This is a genomic window from Leptospira ainazelensis, from assembly GCF_016918785.1.
Classification (GTDB): domain Bacteria; phylum Spirochaetota; class Leptospiria; order Leptospirales; family Leptospiraceae; genus Leptospira; species Leptospira ainazelensis.
Map to the genome: position 1 here is coordinate 43428 of NZ_JAFFPT010000045.1, position 17754 is coordinate 61181.

Here is a 17754-nt window from a genome sequence, read left to right on the forward strand (position 1 = left end):
AACCATCCTGATTATCTTACTTATTAATAGACGGGAGTATTGGAAAAATTCTTCCGATACGCCGATCTTATTAAGAAGCTTTTTCTTAAATCCGACAAGTATGACGCGCTGGCAATTCGTTATCTTTTTTGGATTTATTTTATTAAGCGACATTGAAAATGACAAAGTATTGACACGTTGCTCGCCTTGTCTGCGTTGAATTTTAATCCGAATTCGGTTTAATTTTTCTCAAAAATAACGTTATTTGTCATTCGTGGAATTTTGTCGTAACCATTCTTATCAGAATCAGGGGCCGTTCAAAGAACGTCTTTAGTTCCGGCAAAAGGACTTTTGTTTCCGTGAAAAAAAAATAAAAAAGCCGGACTGTTTTAAGGTCCGGCTTTGAAACATTCTCAGAAAGAATGTAAAGATAAAAGTCTTAGGTTTCTTTTAAGGCAGCAACGATTTCCTGAGTCGCTTTTTTTCCGTCTTGGAAATACATTAAAGTATTATCCTGGATAAAGAGCGGGTTAGGAACTCCAGCGAATCCCGGACTCAGACTTCGTTTGATTACGATTACGGTCTTTGCTTTGTCCACGTCCAAAATCGGCATTCCCGCGATCGGGCTGGTCGGATCCGTTTTTGCAAGAGGGTTGACCACGTCGTTTGCGCCGTTGACGATTACCACGTCGACTTGTTCGAAAGTAGGATTGATTTCATCCATTTCTTTCATCTTGTCGTACGGGATATCGGCTTCCGCGAGAAGAACGTTCATGTGACCTGGCATTCTTCCTGCGACGGGGTGAATCGCAAATTCTACATCGATTCCTCTTTCCGTAAGAAGATTATAAAGATCTCTAACTGCGTGCTGAGCTTGTGCCACCGCCATTCCGTATCCTGGAACGATTACGACCCTCTGAGCCATATCCAATAACATCGCGACTTCTTCCGCGGAAGTACTTTTGGTTTTTCCTGCGTAGATGTCTTCTCCACCTTTGGAAGTATCAACGGCCGCACCGAGTCCTCCGAAAAGAACGTTTGCAAGAGAACGGTTCATCGCCTTACACATAATCTGCGTTAGGATAATTCCCGAAGCTCCTACGAGAGATCCCGCGATGATGAGAACGTTGTTTCCGAGAACAAATCCGGTAGCAGACGCCGCGATCCCTGAATAAGAGTTCAAGAGCGCGATCACGACGGGCATGTCCGCTCCACCGATCGGCATTACGAGAAGAATTCCTAAAACGGAACCGACCGCTACAACATACCAATACCATTCTACCTTTGTAGGTTCGACGACTACGAAGTAGCTGAGTGCAATGGATCCGAGAAAGAAAATAATTTTAACGAGTTGGTCGCCCGGATAACGAACCGCTTTTTCAGAAAGAAGTCCTTGGAGTTTTCCATAAGCGACAAAACTTCCCGTTAAAGTCACAGCGCCGATGATTCCGGACGCCGCTGTGGAAACCGTGAATTGATAAGATTTTAAAACTTCAAGGTTTGTTCCTTGGTGAATCACTTCCATCACCGCAGCGCCCGCAACGAGAAAGGAAGCAAGACCTCCGAAACCGTTCAGAGCCGCAACGAGCTGAGGCATTGAAGTCATTTCTACTTTTACCGAGAGATATACTCCGATTGCGGTTCCGACGATAAATCCCGCTAAGATGTATTCGTACGCAAGACCTTTTTCAACGAGCGCAGCTGCGACCGCGAAGAACATTCCCACGGCGCCTAAGAAGTTTCCGCGAACGGCGGTCTTCGGGTGAGAAAGAAGTTTCAAACCTACGATAAAAAGAATCGAGGAGAGAAGATAAATTAAATTGATGATCGATTTTTCCATATTCTTACTTTTCTTTCTTCTTGAACATTCCTAACATTCTGTGGGTGACTAAGAATCCGCCGATCACGTTGATCGTTGCCGCAACCATCGCGACAAATCCGATAATGTTGATCAAAGGGCCGTTCACCGAATGAAGAGATAAAATCGCCCCAATGATCGTGATTCCGGAAATAGCATTGGAACCTGACATAAGAGGGGTATGTAAAAGAGGAGGAATTCTTGTGATGACCTCAAAACCTACGAATACGGCTAATAAGAAGATCGTCAGGTAACCTACGAACTGTTCCATTATAACTTTTCCTAATCAGAGATTCCTTCCCAAAGAGCATGGAAAGGCCGGGTTTACCGATGGGATCACTTTTCAGAAACTCCAGTCTCCTGAAAACCTTTTTTTCTCAAGAGACAGGCGTCGCATCTTCCACAGGCTTTACCGTTTTGCGGGTCGTAGCAGGAGAATGTGAGATGAAACGGAACGTTCAATTTACTTCCCAGAAGAACAATTTCCTTCTTAGAAAGATTTTGAAGAGGGGTTATGATTTTGAGCGGAGAACCTTGACTTCCCTTTTTGGTTCCGAGTTGAATCGCCATCTCGAACATTTTGATAAACTCGGGTCTGCAATCCGGATAACCTGAATAATCCATCGCATTGACTCCGATGTAGATCGAATCCGATCCGGTTCCTTCCGCGAGAGAAGTGGCAAAAGAAAGAAAGAGAATGTTTCTTCCGGGAACATACGTATTCGGAATTTCATCCTTTCCTAAAGAATTCTTCGGAACCTTGATCGACTTTTGAGTGAGAGAAGATCCTAAGAACAATTCCGGTTTTAACTTTTGAATCGTATGTGGGATTCCTAATTTGCGAGTGATTTTTTTTGCGTAAGACAATTCGATTCTATGTCTTTGTCCGTAATCAAAAGAAAGGGCTTGGACCTCTTTACCGTCCGCGATTGCTTGATAAAGACAGGTTGTAGAATCCAATCCTCCGGATAAAAGTACGATCGCCTTGTTGTTGGAAGTTTTAATTTTTGAATCTGACTTCTTTCGATTCGGATTCTTACTTTTCTCTGAATTCAAAACTCGCCTCTTTTAGTGAGAATTTTTCGGACCTTCGTAGATACATGCGCTCGTACAGGTTTCGTTGAGAGTGATCTTATACAAAAGAGGAAGAAGCGGTTTGAGATGATTCCAGAGCCAGATGGAAATATTTTCCGAAGTCGGATTCTCCAAGCCTGGAACTTCGTTGAGATAATAATGATCGAGGTGATTTTCGATGAGAGGTTTTACGATCTTACTGACTTCCGCATAATCGATCAACCAACCGGTGTGAGGATCGATTCTTCCTTTGAGATGAAGTTTAAAGCGAAAGCTATGACCGTGAAGTCGCTTGCATTTATGGCCGTCGGGTACGTTGGGAAGAAGGTGAGCGGCGTCGAAGCGGAATTCTTTAGTAAGTTCGATTTCTTCCATGAGGTCCTGCCCGAGTTGAAGAATACGTTCGGAAGATCTAAGAGTTATACGGGATCAGGAGAAGAATGCTTTGAAAAAGCCGGTTTTATTTAACCAGCTCTTTCAGAATTTCTTGTCTTTTTTGATCTTTCTGATGTTCGTTCAAAACCAACCATTCTCTTTTGATTTGTTTTGAGCTTACGCCCTTAAGTTCTGCGTATTTGTTGAGAAGTTTTGCAGTTTTCTGGTTCATATCGACCAAAAAACTGGAAACCGAGTCTCTGTCAAGTAACTCCAAACGGAAACGCTCTCGAAGAGAAATTTCGTGGAGGAGTTCCTACTTTTTGGAAAGGTTGTAGAGGCGTTCCTTTGGAGCAAAGCGGTTAGGATTGCCGTAGTCAAAGTTTTTCTCCGGAGTTCCGTCCAATTCCCGTTTTCGGGTTTCCGATCTTTGAAGCTTCTTGAAACAGAAGGGTTTTTGGAGCGAAATTGTTTTTTTTTGGAAGTCTCATTACGATTTTTTTCGATGGAGACTTCTTTGAGATTCCATACACTGAAGATTTTTCTGAAAATAGGAGTTCCTACTTTTCATCGAAAGTAGATCCGAGGAGCAAATATAGAGTATCGATCGATTCTTCGGAAGAAATTTTCCCAAGGATTTTCACATCTTCCAAAACAAATCCCATCTTATGTCTCTTGGAAGCGAGAATATTTTGAAACGATAACTCCGCTTTCCAAATTGTAGGAACTCCCCGGATCGGCCCCTTTTTTTCGATCGTATTCTCCTTAAAGAACGAATCGATTTCCAAAAACAAAGAATGGTTCGACTGAATCGCAATTCTCGCGATCGTATGGAACTCGTTCTCCTCAATTTTGGACGGAACTCCGAAACTCAATTCCCAAAAAGCGCTCCCTTCGTTGTTCATCGATTTTCTTCCATAGAGTAAAACGGCTTTGATCGTCCGCAAAGGAGTTTTGAATTCCAAAAACTCATTCTCATCCGGGTCGAAAAGAAAAGCGTTTCGGCTTCCTTTCAGAAACTTTCTTTGGAATTCTCCGGAATCGATTTTTTCAGAAACGATATTCCATTTCGCTTCACGAATGGATCCAAACTCGGGAGTAAAAAAAGAATCCAAAATTCTTTTTCTTTCTTTTATGGAATTCAAAGATGTATTTTGTCCTTCATATTCAAGTATATCATAATATACAAAATCTATATTGTTATTTTTGTTTCCGGAGATCCATCCGAGAATGCGCGCATTCTTTTTTATCTTGGAAAATTCCAGAAAGATAGAAGGCGCTTCGTTCTTAAAAAGGAAACCGCTTTTTGTCCAGATAAAAACTTCGGAAGAATGAAGAACCGCTTCCGCCGGAATTCCATCATGACATATTAGAAAATGAGTTCCAACGGAAATTTGATCTTCTAAAAACGGAGATGGCAAGAGCCATCGTTTTGGCAAAGAAGGATCGATTCTTTCTGAAATTGCGACTTCGTCGAGTCTTTTGAGTTCTCGATCGGGAAACCAAGAAGAGAGAATTTCTAGGATCGAAATCGTTTTGAAATTGATTTTCGATTTCTGAAATTTGTTTAAAAGAACTCCTACTTCCAAATCGAAAAGGCCGGCTAAGATTTCGGTTAAGATCGTGTCTTGAATTTTAAGATTTTGTTTTCCGAGAAGAAGTTTATGAAAGAATGTTTTTTCCGGAACCGGAAAAATTTCCCAAATTGAAAACAAGATTTTTCGACCTTGGTCATTCGAATTGATAATTTGATTTGCGTTTTCTAAAATTACATCGATTCCTATTTTGGAATGGGAAGAAGGATTTCCGGTCAGAAGGGAGATCGCCTCTGCAACGTTACCGACCTCTTCGATCGCCGATCGAATCATCCAGAGCGGTTGATCCAAATATTCGGAAACAAAAAGAATCAAATCGTTCTCGTTTGAGATCGCCTTCTCTTTTCTACCGCTCAAAAATTGAAACGCTGGATCGATTTCTTTCGTATCGCAAAAACAAAAATACGATATAAGAAGTCCTCGTTTCCGTATCGGATCCAATTCTTCTTTGTATTCTTCGATCAGTTTAGAAAAAGATAACATGGATTGTTGAAGTTTTCAAAACGGCCTCTATGATTCTTTGTATAGGAAAAAATCCGCATAAGATCTTTTTATTCATCTATGAATCATTCTTGCCGATCGATTCATATAAAACTTCTCCGTCATCGCATATAAGCGATGGTGCTTTTACGACGGGATTGATCCGACGAAATTGTTCGAATGTACTAAACACCGATATCGCATGGCACTCAAACGGAATTTCCAGTAATCGTAAAGAAATCGCAACTCGACGAACATATGGAGAATCGAGCATACCTGTCAGTTGTATCATCCTGATTTTACGGACCCCTTTTATCGGATCATTGTCAACATTATTTCAAAAGCATTGGATCCGCCTCGAAAAGAATCTTCTTTCATTTTTGACTTTTCCGTTCCTGTTTCACCGGATTCGATTCTTTTACACTTTCTATAAGTTTGGAAAAAAAATACAAAATCGTCCGGGCCCGAATTTGAACTCCTATCCGGTATTTCCCGCAATTCACATTCCTATTTGATAAGAAAGTTTCATAAAAATGAATTCTACTTAAAACTTTTCTTGCTCAAAGAATCCGATTTTATAAAAGTTAACTCCCTTTAAAAAAATAAATATTCGGTAGTGTATGAGAAACTTGAGTGAACAATTTCTAAACTTCTGGAATCGGATTCCTATTTGGGTACGCCGTTCTTTTTGGTCTGTCCTTGCAATTCTACTTTTTGCAAAGATCGGATTCTCCCTTTTGTTATTTTTAAAATCCCCTCGTTTGAGCGGGGAATTGAAAGTTGCAGGGATTTCAAAACCCGTTTCTGTGATCAGGGATTCTTACGGAGTTCCCCATATCCGATCCGAGGATTCTCATTCCGCCTACTTCGCGTTAGGTTATGTGACCGCGAGCGACCGTTTGTTTCAGATGGAAATTCTTCGAAGAGCCGGAAGAGGAGAATTGTCCGAAGTGTTGGGCGCGGACTTGGTTCCCGCGGATACGTTTTTGCGACAAATGCTTTTAAGAAGAACCGCCGAAAGAATGCTTCAAGAGTCGTCTAAAGGAAATCCTCAGGCTTGGAAAGAATTGGATTCTTTTTTGGAAGGAATCAATTTCTTTTTAAAAAACGAGGCTTTACCGATCGAGTTTGCCGTTCTTGGTTACAAACCGAAACCGTTCGATCGTTTGGATGTTTTGAGCGCCTTATCTTTGTTATCTTTTTCCTTTGCGGAAGCGCTTCGTTTGGATCCTCTTTATTCGATCTTGGAGAAAAAACTTCCGGATCGAAATGTCGCCGAACTTTTTCCAAGACACGATAAAGAAGATCCATTCTCCATCCTGGAAAATCAACCTGCGTATTCTCCGAAAGCTATGACCCAAGGTCCATCCAATACGCTTACAAAGGGAGTTTCCGCTTATTCCCAAAAAAAAGATTCCGATGATTTTTCGGACGTTTCCAAAACGTTTCGGAAAGTAGATTCGATTCTGCGAGATCTTCCTCTTTTTACGGGGAGCAACTCTTGGGTGATCGCTCCTTCCAGATCCGCAACCGGCGGAGCTATTTTGGCCAACGACCCTCATATCGCCTTTAGTAATCCCGGGACTTGGTATGAAGTTCATATGAAGGTCGGCGAACACGAAACTTACGGTTATCATTTTCCGATTCTTCCGTTTCCTTTGATCGCGCATAACGCGAAAAGGGCCTGGGCCTTAACGATGCTGGAAAATGACGATATGGATTTTTACAGGGAAACTTTTCATCCCACACGACCGAACGTCGTGAAGGAAAAAGGAAACTGGGTTCCGGTTCAGGTTCTCAAAGAAAAAATTCCGGTAAAAGGGGAAGAGGCAAGGGAGATCGAGATTCAAGTGACCTCTCACGGCCCGATCCTTTCTAAACCGATCGAAGGTTACAACGGTCCTGCAATTTCGGTTCACTGGATCTTTCATCAACTTTCGGTTCCAATGTTGGATACGGTTTACAGCCTGGGTCGTTGTTCTTCTTTGGAAGAGTGTTCTTTTATCGTGCCTTCTCTTCCCGCTCCCGGATTGAGCGTTTCCTACGCGGATGCAAAAGGAAACATCGCGTGGTGGGCCGTGGGAAGATTTCCGATCCGAGGTAAAAATAGCAATCCGCGGAAAATTTTGGACGGAGCATCGGGAGAAGACGACGTGATCGGCTATTATCCTTTTTCTCAAAATCCGAAATTAATCAATCCACCGGAAGGTATCATTCTTACCGCGAATCATCTTCCGGTCTATGAGTTGAAAGGGTACGGAAAACCCGAAGGTTATTGGCAAGAATCCGATCGCGCGAGAAGAATCTACGAAGTTCTTTCCGAAAGACGACAGTGGTCCGTGGACGATATGAAAAAACTTCAAACTGACGTTCACGCTCATTCGGCGAGAAGTATCATTCCTTTGATCGCGGGAGAGTTGGAAAAAGAAAAAGAATGGAACGGCGTTTTTCGTGAAGCTCTGGACGTTTATAAAACTTTTGACGGAGAACACACGTTAGACTCCGTTGGCGCCACGGTTTTTCAAACCATCAATCAATTCGTGATGCTCAATCTTTTATCCGATGAATTGGATCCGAGAGAACTTGAGATCTACGGTCACAGTGCGGAACACTGGAACGCTTATAAGACGATTCTTTCCGATCCGAATTCTACGTTTTGGGATGATCTTTCGACGCCGACCATCGTAGAAACAAGAAGGGACATTTTGATCCGGGCCTTTGAACAAACGGTTCGTTATCTTTCTCAAAAACACGGAGGGGCCGTGTCCTCTTGGAAATGGGGAAAGGCTCACAAGATCACCTTCGAACATCCGATCGGAAAAGTTCCGGTTCTGGGTTTGATTTTTAACCAAGGTCCGTTCTCCGTAAATTCGGGAGAAGCCATCGTAAACATCATGATGCATCAAGATATCAATCCGGAAATGACTCCGAAAGTCGGTCCGTCCAAAAGAAGAATCATCGATTTGACCCATCCTGAAAATTCCTGGTCGGTTTTGCCGACCGGAAATTCCGGAAATCAAGGTTCTCCGTTTTACGGCGATCAGATTAAAATGTTTCTCAACGGAGAATTTCGATCGATTCGTTTTACACAATCTCAGATCGAACGAGATTCTAAATACGTATTAAAATTCATTCCGGAATGAACATTCCAAATGTTTAATACATGTGATCGATCATCCGCGCTTCGAAATTTTTGGAACGTTTGAGACGATCAAAGGCCTTTCTTTCGTGCAAACCCTCTATGACCTTGGACATCGCTAAGGCATAGGGGGAGTTTTCGTCTTCTCCCATGGAATTGTAGTGTTCTTGCCACAATACAAAATCGAATCCATCTTCTACGCGAAAATTCGCAAAACCTTCGTATTTCCAGTCTCCTACATAGTATTCCGGATCCAAAAGATCGCTCATGCTCATCGTCTCGCCTTCGATCACAAATTGAAAGATGATCGCGTTCGGGTTTTGTTTTGCAAATTTTCGAATCGATTCTTCCGCAAAGGCAATCAGTTTCTCCACTTGAAACGATCTTTGGAACGGATCTTTTTCTATTTTGATTCCTTTTGTTTCTAAGAATTTTAATACTTCTTTTCTCGTTTTAGAATCGGCTACACTCAGTGCGGATTTTGGATTTTGCAGATCGGGATCGACTCCATTTTCCAAAAGATATTTGATAAAAGGCATTTTATCCTGAGGTCCGGGAAGGCAAGCAAAGTGAAGGGGCGTGTAAATTTCGGGCGCTCTCCAATTCGAGGGTATATTTAAATCTCCTCCGTTCTCATGTAAGAATTTTAGAATATTTAGATGTTCGTATGGATCATGATTGGAAGGACCAAGACAGGCTTCGTGGATCGCATTTCTTTCGTGAATTTTTACGTTCGGGTCGGCTTTCTGTTCTAAGACAAGATAACGGACCATGTCGAATTTTCCTAAGTTAGCCGCTCTTGGCAAAAGACTCGGTTCCAGAGAGAGGCCTTGTTCGAAAAGAAACTTCACACATTCTAAATTGGAGAATGTTGCGATTTCCAAGAGCGTGTAGTTCTCATCTTTAAGATTTGTGTCTTTAAGATCGATCCCGGCGGTTTGATATAATTTTAGAATTTCGATTTTACCCTTGTTGGCGGCTTCCAGAATGTCCTGCGGGTCCGGTTTGATATTTCGATCGAGAAGAAACTTCACAACTTCGCTTTTGCCTTGATCCCTGCAGGCATAGAAGTGAAGAGATACATTGTCGGAGTCTCTCGTGTCTAAAGAAAAGCCGATGCTCTCAAAGTATTCCAATGCGGGCACGCTGTTTTCGCTCGCGGCAAAAAACAAAGGAGTGGCTCCATAGAATTCTTTTCCCCGGTTTTCGATTTCTTCTTTGATTCTTTCGATATTTCCTTTTTCAATCCATTGAATCATCCTATATCGATCTTCCGTTCTCGCTTTTTTGTACATTGGTTGATTTTTTTCGGTCATTGACACTTTGTTTTCCTTGATCTTTGTTGCAAAGGATAGAATCTCAACTTCCATTCTTACGGAAGCTTTCGATTTTCATTGTAGTCGGGTTTTCTTTTTAATTCTTCTTGGATTATAATTCGAATATTTCTCTTCTTTTGTTTTGAATATTCAAGGCGCCTTGAATATTCGATATCCTGAATTAAAATTCCGATTCTTCCGAATGAAATTTTGTTTTGAGAGCTTTTGCATTCTTTCCTTTTTCTTGAAGATAACGAACGATATCATCCGTGTCTCCGTGTGTGAGAAGAATTTCGTCCGCTTCCGTGGAGGAAATCGTGTGGATCAATTCGTTCCAGTCCGCGTGATCGGAAAGCGTAAACCCTTTGCTGAAACTTCCGTTTTTTCTATTTTTTGAAAGTTGCATCCAGCCGGAACAAAACGCGCTTCGGATTTTTTTCGATTCCGGATTAGGAATCGGAGAACCCGGAGGAGCGAGAAAAACAAATGGATTTTTAGAATTCGGATTCCATAGATCCAAAGATTTCGCATTCGGAAGACGAATCCCCGATTCTTCATATCTTTGGTTCATCGAAAGAATGGAATTGTGTACAAAAAAATCCAAGTCGATTCCGCGTTCCTCCGCCGTGATCGACAATCCTTTTAGGATTCTCTGCGCCTTTCCGAGCGAATATCCGTAGAGTAAAGAGATAAAATCATGTTTTTGATTTTCCAAAATAAAGTTAAGAATATTCTGAAATACGAATATATGATTCTCCCAAATATAATACGGTTTTGCAAAAGTAGCTTCCGAAAGAAACGTATCGCATTTAAGAATTTCAAAGGACTCGCAGGTGGGATCCGGAACCGTTTTGTAGTCACCGCTGATCACGGTAACTTTCCCCTTGTATTCGATTCTTACCTGAGACGAACCGAGGATATGACCCGCAGAGTGAAGACTGATTCTTACCCCGTTGGCATACACGGCTCTTCCATAAGGAAGGGTTTCGATCGGCGCTTTTTTTCCGAGTCGCTCTTGCGTGAGATAAAAACCGGATTCAGCGCAGAGATAATGAGCGGAGCCCTTTCTCGTATGATCGGAGTGCGCGTGTGTCAAAATCGCCCTCGGCACGCCCTTCCAAGGATCGACATAAACATCGGCCTGAGGAATATACAATCCTGCGGGCGTTAAGACGATCATTTCCATTGACTCCAGAGAATTTCTTTTTCAGTCTGGATCGAACGTATTTTCATGAGCAGAGAAGAAAAAATCAGAAGATTAGGTCTCGTCCAATCCGAGGTCACCGATTGTAAGCTTTGTAAACTTCACACAACTCGAACCCAAACGGTTTTTGGAGAAGGAAATCCGGAAGCCGAGGTCGTTTTTATCGGAGAAGGTCCGGGCAAACAAGAGGACCTGACCGGTCGTCCCTTTGTGGGCCGCGCCGGCGAACTCTTAACAAGAATTATCGAAAAGGGAATGGGGGTTCCGAGAGAATCCGTCTTTATCGCAAACATCGTAAAGTGTAGACCGACCCTCGACATGAAATTTGAAAAGGATCGTCCGCCTGAAGACGAAGAAACAAGGGCCTGCGCTCCTTATCTTCTCAGACAATTGGAAATCATTCAACCCAAGGCGATCATTACGCTAGGAAATCCTTCCACCCGTTTTATCTTAAACACAAAGGAAGGAATCACGAAACTCAGAGGAAATTGGGGTTCCTTTTACGGAATCCCCGTGATGCCGACGTATCATCCTAGTTTTGTGATTCGAAACGGAGGAGAGAACAGTCCTCTCAAACGAGACGTCTGGGAGGACATAAAAAAAGTTATGGATTTGTTGGGGTGGAAGAAACCTTCTTAGGTTCAGCTTCGGTTTCTTTTAACCAGTTTGCGATTCTTTGATAGATATCGGAAGGCGCGTCTTCGTAAGCGAAAAGACCGAGGTGATCATAGTCGATCGACATTCCGTTGTCCCTTCCCGCCTCAAAATATTCCTTCTTTCCTTTTTTTCTTTTGTAAACGGGATGAATACTTTCCGTCGGAGATATGTTATCGATTCTTCCTCCGATAAAAAGAGAAGGGAAGTTCGTGTTTTCAAAAGATTCCCAAGTTTTCGGATTTTCTTCTATAGCTGGAAGGTAGTTAAAGAGATTTTGATAAACGAAGAGGGTAGTAGGATCGTCCGCGTCGAAAGAGATAAAACGTTTGCAGAAGCTGTCCTTGTTTTTGCAGGAAGAGCTGATATCGGAGCCTAGTCGTTTTTCAGCCTTCATCTGTTCGATAAAACTGTCGTTGTATTTATAATCCATTCCGGTTCCAAGAAAAAATACCTTTGCTATGTCCGGAATTTTTTTGGCTTTGAAAGAATGAAGAAGCGATTGTCCGCCTAACGAAACTCCACCGAGGATGTATTCTTTTTTGCCGGTGACTTTTTGGATTCTTCCGATCGCTTCCGGAACCAGATTTTCTCCGATATCCTTTAGATTTAAGTTTTTATGATCTTCGAAATGAAGAAGCCAAACCGAAAATCCGTTTCCGTTTAAAACTCCGATCAGTCCGGATTTATCTCCGAGATAAAGGGCCTTCTTGTTGATCAAAACCGGATCCACGATCAAAATCGGAGGATAGGAGGAATTCTCATAAGAGAACGTGGTCAGATAAACGTTCGGTGCGATGTTCGCCGTCTGTGAAACGAATTTCTGATCGGTAATGACCACATAACGTGTACACCCGGTCATCGATAGGACGGAAACGACTGCGATCGTTAAAAGTTTAATTTTTATATATTTCATTCTTAAAATCCAAAAAGGTTTTAGTTTCTTTTGTCCAACCAGGAAACGATCGGCCCGAATATATCCTTGTCTGCGTGTTTTCCTACGATCAAGTCCGTATGACCGTAATCGTCCGAATGTCCGTTGGATCGGGAAGCGATAAAGATCGATTTATCTTCCGAGGCGATCGTGTCATACGCATAACGAAGAGAATACGAAGTTCCGAGTTTGTCTCTTCTTCCCACTACAAAAAGAGTGGGAATTTTGATATTCTTCAGATTATCCGAATACGATATCTTCTTGTCTAAACTTCGTATTTCGCCGCTTTCGGAAAGATCTTCGAACTGTAAGATTTCATTTTTAGCGCCCGGATTGATCGAAGTCGTCTTTACTCCTGAAAGAATGGAAGAATCGATATTTGCCTTATGCCAAAAAAGTTCTTCAAAGGATTTTTGAGGAAGAAACGGAATTCCCGTTCCGCCTTGGATCCCCGCCCAGGTCTCGGTAGGAACCACGGGCCAAAGATTCATGAGCCAGGTCAAAGAACCCCAGCGTCGGATCGCAGAACTCGGAGGATCCATAATTGCGGGAGAACCGATCGCTACAAAGTTTGCGATTCTTTTTTCGCCGAGACTTCCGACTCTTCCGTAGATCACCATTCCACCCATACTATGACCGATCCAATTGACCTTGTCCTTTCCGGTAGAATTTAACACGTGTTTGATGGCGGCGTCCACGTCGTACTTGATATAGTCGTCCATGCTGTAAGAAAAAGTTTTATCTCCGAAAAAGAGAGATGGATAACCCGCGTCTCTTCTTCCTCTTAGATCCAAGAGCCAAACGTCATAACCTTCTTTTTGAAGTCTTCCCACGATGGAACTTTTTTCGTTGATCTTCAGATAAGTTCTGTTCGCGATCAATCCATGACACAGGATCACCGGATATTTTTTTGAGGCGTTTCCGGAAAGCGGAGGAAAGTGTTCAAGAGTCAGATCCCAACCGTCCTCAGTTTTAGGGTGATGGATTTCGCCTTGGAGTTGTATGCTCGCTTTGCATTGGGAAAAGAAAAATCCCAGAATCAGAATCAAAAACGTTCTTTGGATATTCGAGTTCATTGATAAATCAGTCTATCGACTGTTACAGAGAGGATCAAGTAGAATTTAATAAACGAAGCTCGGTCTTCAATATCGTATTAGGAAGAATTACGATCGTTTTCTTATGTTTGATTTTTAAGTTAGATCAAAATCAGTTTCAAAATTTTTAAAGGAAAATTCGGAGCATTCGAATTCATTTTTTGACTTTGAATCCGACTTTCAGAAACTTATCGATCTTCGGTTTTACCACATAGTGACAATATGTTTGTTCCGGATTGGATCGGAAGTAATTTTGGTGATACATTTCAGCGGGATAAAATTCCTTTAGTTCTTCCACCTGCGTAACGATCGGACTTGAAAAATGGGAAGCAGCTTTTTGAATCGCTTCTTCCGCTTGTCTTTTTTGTTCGGGTGAGTGACAGAAGATGATCGAACGATACTGGGTTCCAATATCGTTTCCTTGTCGGTTTAACGTGGTCGGATCGTGACAGATCCAGAAAATTTCCAAAATTTCGGGATAGGTTATGACATTCGGATCAAAAGAAATCTGAACGACTTCGGCGTGTCCGGTCGTTCCCGAACATACCGAACGGTAATCCGGATTCTTTGTCTGTCCGCCCGAATAACCGGAGACGATCGAGCCGACTCCTTCCACCATTTGATAAACCGCTTCCAGACACCAAAAACATCCGCCGCCCAGTGTTGCTAATTCCATACTTGCCCTCGATACAGTTTGCTTGCACAAATCACTTGGGGCAAGCCCCTTTTTACGTAAATAGGAGGATCCGTTTTGAATAGCCGATGCCCATCAAAGATTAGATCTTAAGCGTCACGGCAAAGACTATAAACTTTTCTTCTTTGGAATTCGATCTGTGATAGTCGAAAACCGGATCGTAAGAGCGAAAGTATCGTCCTTCGAGTCTTATCATCGCTTGTTCGTTCGGAATATAGTCCAAGGTTAAGGTTCCGCCGGAAGTTAAAAAACCGTTTTTGGTTCCCGATTGAATGATCGTCTGTTCGGGGTCGTACATTCTTTCGATTCGAACGGACGTTCTAAACTCTTCGATCGGCCTCCAGGTGATCCAAAACGTTCCGACATACCACTGTCGATAAGCGTTCACACCCGGATCGGGAACTCTTTGGATTCCGACGTCTCCGGAAGCGGCTACGATAAAAAATTTGGTAAAGTGATACTGAAGTATTAAATTATTATAATACCTTGTCTGACGTCTTTGATTATCGGGAGCTTCGTTGCCGATAAAGGTGTTGTGTGTGATTCTAAACTTATCGGTGATTTGAAAATCGATCTGAGTTCCGATCGCTTTGTCCCGATTGGTCTCCGTGATATTGGACCACCCGTTCATCAGATGAAGTTGAAAGGAAAGTTTTTGAGAATGCTGATACGAAAGCCGAAAACCGCTCGAATAATAAGGAACATAGTCGAGTGCAAGGGCTCGGGAATAATTCCAATTGGAATGAGAAATCCAACTTTCCAAACCGATGTTTCCGAAAAAAATTCCCGCATCGAGCCAGAGGTTTTTTGCGAGTTTGATTCCCGCATACGCTTCCTGAATGTTTCGAACTGAGAATTGATTGGAATTTTTTTCGGAAGTGACTTCGTTTTTGTAATTGGAGTTAACGGAGTTTCCGTATTGAAACGCCGCCCTTCCTCGATATCGATCGGTTTCAACCTTTCCGTCGATATAAGCTAAATTGATATTGATCTCGTCCCAGCGAGCGGGTTGTGTGAGATATTTATTCTCTCTCGAGGCTGAGGCGTACGGGTTGTGGGAGTAATAAGAATCGACAAAAAAACCGAACTTAGGAGCTTTCGGGTCGATTTTCGGTTCCTCTTTTTTCTGAGATTCTTTTTTTGTTTCGGTTTGAATTTCCGATTCGGGTTTATTAGAAGAATCTAAACTTTCAATAGGAACGTTTTCTTTTTTTTCCTCTTTTTTCTCTTGAGAATGAATTGAAACTGAAAAAAAGGAAAACAAGAAGAATAAAATCCAGCCCGTAAGAATGGGGGAGCCGAACCGAAAAATAAAACCGGAAACAATTCCTTGAGTTATAGAAATCCTGTGTTGCGGACTTCGCTTTCGTTTTTTAAGAGATTCTAACTGAAAAAAAAATTCTTTATATATCATAATCGAATCTTATAAGATCATTTTCAAAATTCAAGAGGGCCGAATCAATTCGGAATTAGGATTCGATTCTTTGAGTTAAGAAAGAATTAAGATTTTATGCATCTTGATAAAAATCCAGCCAAAAAGAAGGCCCGTTTTCGCGAATTCGAAAAACATACGAAAGTTTACTCAAACAAACGAGATTGATCACGAAGCGATGTTTTGCAATTTGTTACGCTTTCTGAAAAAAGTCCGTCCTTGTACGGTTGTTCGGTTATATTCGAACTCCGTTTTTTATCCGTCGTCTTCGGAAGATTTTTCGGATTGTCTTCCGGAATTCCGGATCGAATGACCGGAGATTGTTCGTCTCGTGAGGAAACCGAATATACAAGAATCAAAATTAAAAGAGACGTATCATAAAGTTTATCAGAATATTCTTATGAACCCGCCGCAGAAGTTTTTATGTCCTGAGCCGCGACGACCCGATTGATCTTTGAGTTTACGATAAAAATTCCCGCGATAACCAGTAATGCTCCTATGATATCGAAAAAATTCAAAGATTCTCCTAAAAACCAGGTCGTCAGCATGGCAACCACCGGAATCAAGTTACCGAAAATCGCGGCTTTGTCCGGACCCACTTTTTGAATCCCGTAATTCCAAAAGAGATAACCGAAGAATGTAGTAAACGCGGACATATACAAGATCGCAAACCAGGCAGAATTCGGAGTTTTACTCCAATCGATACGATAGTCACCGCTGAGAACGATTAGAAAAAGCAAACAGATCGTTCCAAAAAAAGAAGTAAACGTCGTGATTTGAACCGTGGAAACTCCTTTGAGATATTTTTTCATTCCTACCGAATAGAAAGCCCAACAAGCGGCTGCTAAGAATATAAAAAGAATTCCTTCCCCTTCCAAGACGGATCTTATCGAGCTCAAGTTTCCGTCCGAGATAACGACAATGACTCCGAAAAAAGAAACTGCGGTTCCTACGTATTGAAGAATGGTGATCTTTGTCTTCAGAAGAAGATAGGAAAGAAAGATGGTGATCGCCGGACTGAGCGCGACGATGATAGCGGCGTTGATCGGCGACGCCTTCTTCATTCCTAAGAAAAAAAAGAAATTGAATCCGAACACTCCGACGATTCCGAGAAAGATAAAACTTTTGAGATTTTCACGATTTACTTTCAGAAGTTTTCGATCGTTTAAAAAAACGAAAACAAAAAGAAGAATCGAAGCTAATACGAAACGAAGAGCTCCGGTTTGTGCGGGAGAAAAATAAAGAAGCGCCTGTTTTGCAACCTGGAACGTGGTTCCTGTGATAAATGCGAAAAGGACAAGACAAAGATACGGTTTGATCGAGTTCATTCTAAATCCTTTCTTCGTTTGCAAGAAGAGTTTCATACTCTTTGAGTTTTGCCTTGGTGAGTTTGATCGTAACTTCCAGATCTTTTTTCTTTTGTTCCAAGGTGGAAAGATGTGAGTTAAGAATTCGTATTCTTTTATTTAAGGGGGGTTTTAGATTCTCACCCTTGGAAATTTTATCCAAGATACAACCTTCTTTGATAAATTCCTTGATTCCCTCCAAAGGCATATTCAGTTCCTTTAACGTTCGAATGACTTTCAAATGTCGAATTTCTTTTTCCGAATACTTACGATCTTTTCCATGACTTCTTTCAGGATGAGGTAAGAGTCCCATTTTTTCGTAATAGCGAAGCGTATGCGGACTAAAGTTCGTCATTTTAGAAATTTGAGAAATACTAAGGGTTTCGCTCATCGGATTCTCCTGATTCAAATCATACCGCTTAGACTTAACTCTAAGTCAAGACACCGTTGTAAAAAAGCAAATTTTTAGAAAGACGGGATACGTTTTGAATCTATGTTTTTGACTCACTTAGAGTTAGCTCTAAGTTTGAAGTTTGCAAAAATGAAGTTAAAAAAGAATCAAAAAGAGGAGCGGTTTTTT

General features: G+C 41.8%; 18 protein-coding genes. 3 read left to right on the forward strand and 15 right to left on the reverse strand.

Annotated features, from left to right (window positions below):
- Positions 1-418: 418 nt before the first annotated feature.
- The 7 genes from JWG44_RS11395 to JWG44_RS22675 form a co-directional block, all read right to left on the reverse strand.
- On the reverse strand, positions 419-1819 hold the full coding sequence (locus JWG44_RS11395) for an NAD(P)(+) transhydrogenase (Re/Si-specific) subunit beta (RefSeq protein WP_205275076.1): 1401 nt from the start codon (positions 1817-1819) through the stop codon (positions 419-421).
- 4 nt (positions 1820-1823) lie between these two features.
- Positions 1824-2108 (reverse strand): NAD(P) transhydrogenase subunit alpha, encoded by a 285-nt coding sequence (locus JWG44_RS11400; protein WP_069608768.1) that lies wholly within the window; start codon positions 2106-2108, stop codon positions 1824-1826.
- Between the two features lie 65 nt (positions 2109-2173).
- Entirely contained in the window at positions 2174-2893 is a 720-nt protein-coding gene (gene queC / locus JWG44_RS11405; RefSeq protein ID WP_205275077.1) for a 7-cyano-7-deazaguanine synthase QueC, read from the reverse strand.
- A 12-nt stretch (positions 2894-2905) separates the two neighbouring features.
- Positions 2906-3286 carry a 6-carboxytetrahydropterin synthase QueD gene (gene queD, locus JWG44_RS11410; RefSeq protein WP_205275078.1) on the reverse strand — a complete coding sequence of 127 codons (381 nt, stop codon included), beginning with the start codon at positions 3284-3286 and terminating at the stop codon, positions 2906-2908.
- 85 nt (positions 3287-3371) lie between these two features.
- Positions 3372-3518 (reverse strand): hypothetical protein, encoded by a 147-nt coding sequence (locus JWG44_RS11415; protein ID WP_046690929.1) that lies wholly within the window; start codon positions 3516-3518, stop codon positions 3372-3374.
- Between the two features lie 328 nt (positions 3519-3846).
- Positions 3847-5364, reverse strand: a complete 1518-nt coding sequence (locus JWG44_RS11420) for a DNA ligase-like domain-containing protein (protein WP_205275079.1) — start codon at positions 5362-5364, stop codon at positions 3847-3849.
- Positions 5365-5440: 76 nt separating this feature from the next.
- Positions 5441-5653, reverse strand: coding sequence for a glutathione S-transferase N-terminal domain-containing protein (locus tag JWG44_RS22675; protein WP_205275080.1), 213 nt, complete (start codon positions 5651-5653; stop codon positions 5441-5443).
- A 328-nt stretch (positions 5654-5981) separates the two neighbouring features.
- On the opposite strand from JWG44_RS22675, the gene JWG44_RS11430 reads away from it, so the two are divergent.
- Positions 5982-8504: a penicillin acylase family protein gene (locus JWG44_RS11430; protein ID WP_205275081.1), complete on the forward strand. Its 2523-nt coding sequence runs from the start codon at positions 5982-5984 to the stop codon at positions 8502-8504.
- Positions 8505-8517: 13 nt separating this feature from the next.
- Here JWG44_RS11430 and JWG44_RS11435 read toward each other — a convergent pair whose 3' ends face one another.
- Both JWG44_RS11435 and JWG44_RS11440 read right to left on the reverse strand, forming a co-directional pair.
- Positions 8518-9816: an ankyrin repeat domain-containing protein gene (locus JWG44_RS11435; protein WP_205275082.1), complete on the reverse strand. Its 1299-nt coding sequence runs from the start codon at positions 9814-9816 to the stop codon at positions 8518-8520.
- 181 nt (positions 9817-9997) lie between these two features.
- On the reverse strand, positions 9998-11002 hold the full coding sequence (locus JWG44_RS11440) for a ligase-associated DNA damage response exonuclease (RefSeq protein ID WP_205275083.1): 1005 nt from the start codon (positions 11000-11002) through the stop codon (positions 9998-10000).
- Between the two features lie 45 nt (positions 11003-11047).
- On the opposite strand from JWG44_RS11440, the gene JWG44_RS11445 reads away from it, so the two are divergent.
- Positions 11048-11659 carry a uracil-DNA glycosylase gene (locus tag JWG44_RS11445; protein WP_069608760.1) on the forward strand — a complete coding sequence of 204 codons (612 nt, stop codon included), beginning with the start codon at positions 11048-11050 and terminating at the stop codon, positions 11657-11659.
- On the opposite strand, the gene JWG44_RS11450 is transcribed toward JWG44_RS11445, so the two are convergent.
- The 4 genes from JWG44_RS11450 to JWG44_RS11465 all read right to left on the reverse strand — a co-directional run bounded on the left by JWG44_RS11450 (position 11625) and on the right by JWG44_RS11465 (position 15810).
- Positions 11625-12590 (reverse strand): alpha/beta hydrolase, encoded by a 966-nt coding sequence (locus tag JWG44_RS11450; protein WP_408611957.1) that lies wholly within the window; start codon positions 12588-12590, stop codon positions 11625-11627. The genes JWG44_RS11445 and JWG44_RS11450 overlap by 35 nt on opposite strands.
- Positions 12591-12610: 20 nt before the next feature.
- Positions 12611-13684, reverse strand: coding sequence for an alpha/beta hydrolase (locus tag JWG44_RS11455; RefSeq protein ID WP_205275084.1), 1074 nt, complete (start codon positions 13682-13684; stop codon positions 12611-12613).
- A 172-nt stretch (positions 13685-13856) separates the two neighbouring features.
- Complete coding sequence (msrA, locus tag JWG44_RS11460; protein ID WP_205275085.1) at positions 13857-14378, reverse strand: peptide-methionine (S)-S-oxide reductase MsrA; 522 nt, start codon at positions 14376-14378, stop codon at positions 13857-13859.
- Positions 14379-14478: 100 nt separating this feature from the next.
- Positions 14479-15810, reverse strand: a complete 1332-nt coding sequence (locus tag JWG44_RS11465) for a porin (protein WP_205275086.1) — start codon at positions 15808-15810, stop codon at positions 14479-14481.
- A 201-nt stretch (positions 15811-16011) separates the two neighbouring features.
- On the opposite strand from JWG44_RS11465, the gene JWG44_RS11470 reads away from it, so the two are divergent.
- Positions 16012-16209: a hypothetical protein gene (locus JWG44_RS11470; RefSeq protein WP_205275087.1), complete on the forward strand. Its 198-nt coding sequence runs from the start codon at positions 16012-16014 to the stop codon at positions 16207-16209.
- A 17-nt stretch (positions 16210-16226) separates the two neighbouring features.
- Here the strand turns inward: JWG44_RS11470 and JWG44_RS11475 are convergent, their stop codons facing one another.
- Positions 16227-17156, reverse strand: a complete 930-nt coding sequence (locus tag JWG44_RS11475) for a DMT family transporter (RefSeq protein WP_205275088.1) — start codon at positions 17154-17156, stop codon at positions 16227-16229.
- A 1-nt stretch (position 17157) separates the two neighbouring features.
- Positions 17158-17565 (reverse strand): MerR family transcriptional regulator, encoded by a 408-nt coding sequence (locus JWG44_RS11480; protein WP_205275089.1) that lies wholly within the window; start codon positions 17563-17565, stop codon positions 17158-17160.
- Between the last annotated feature and the right edge of the window lie 189 nt (positions 17566-17754).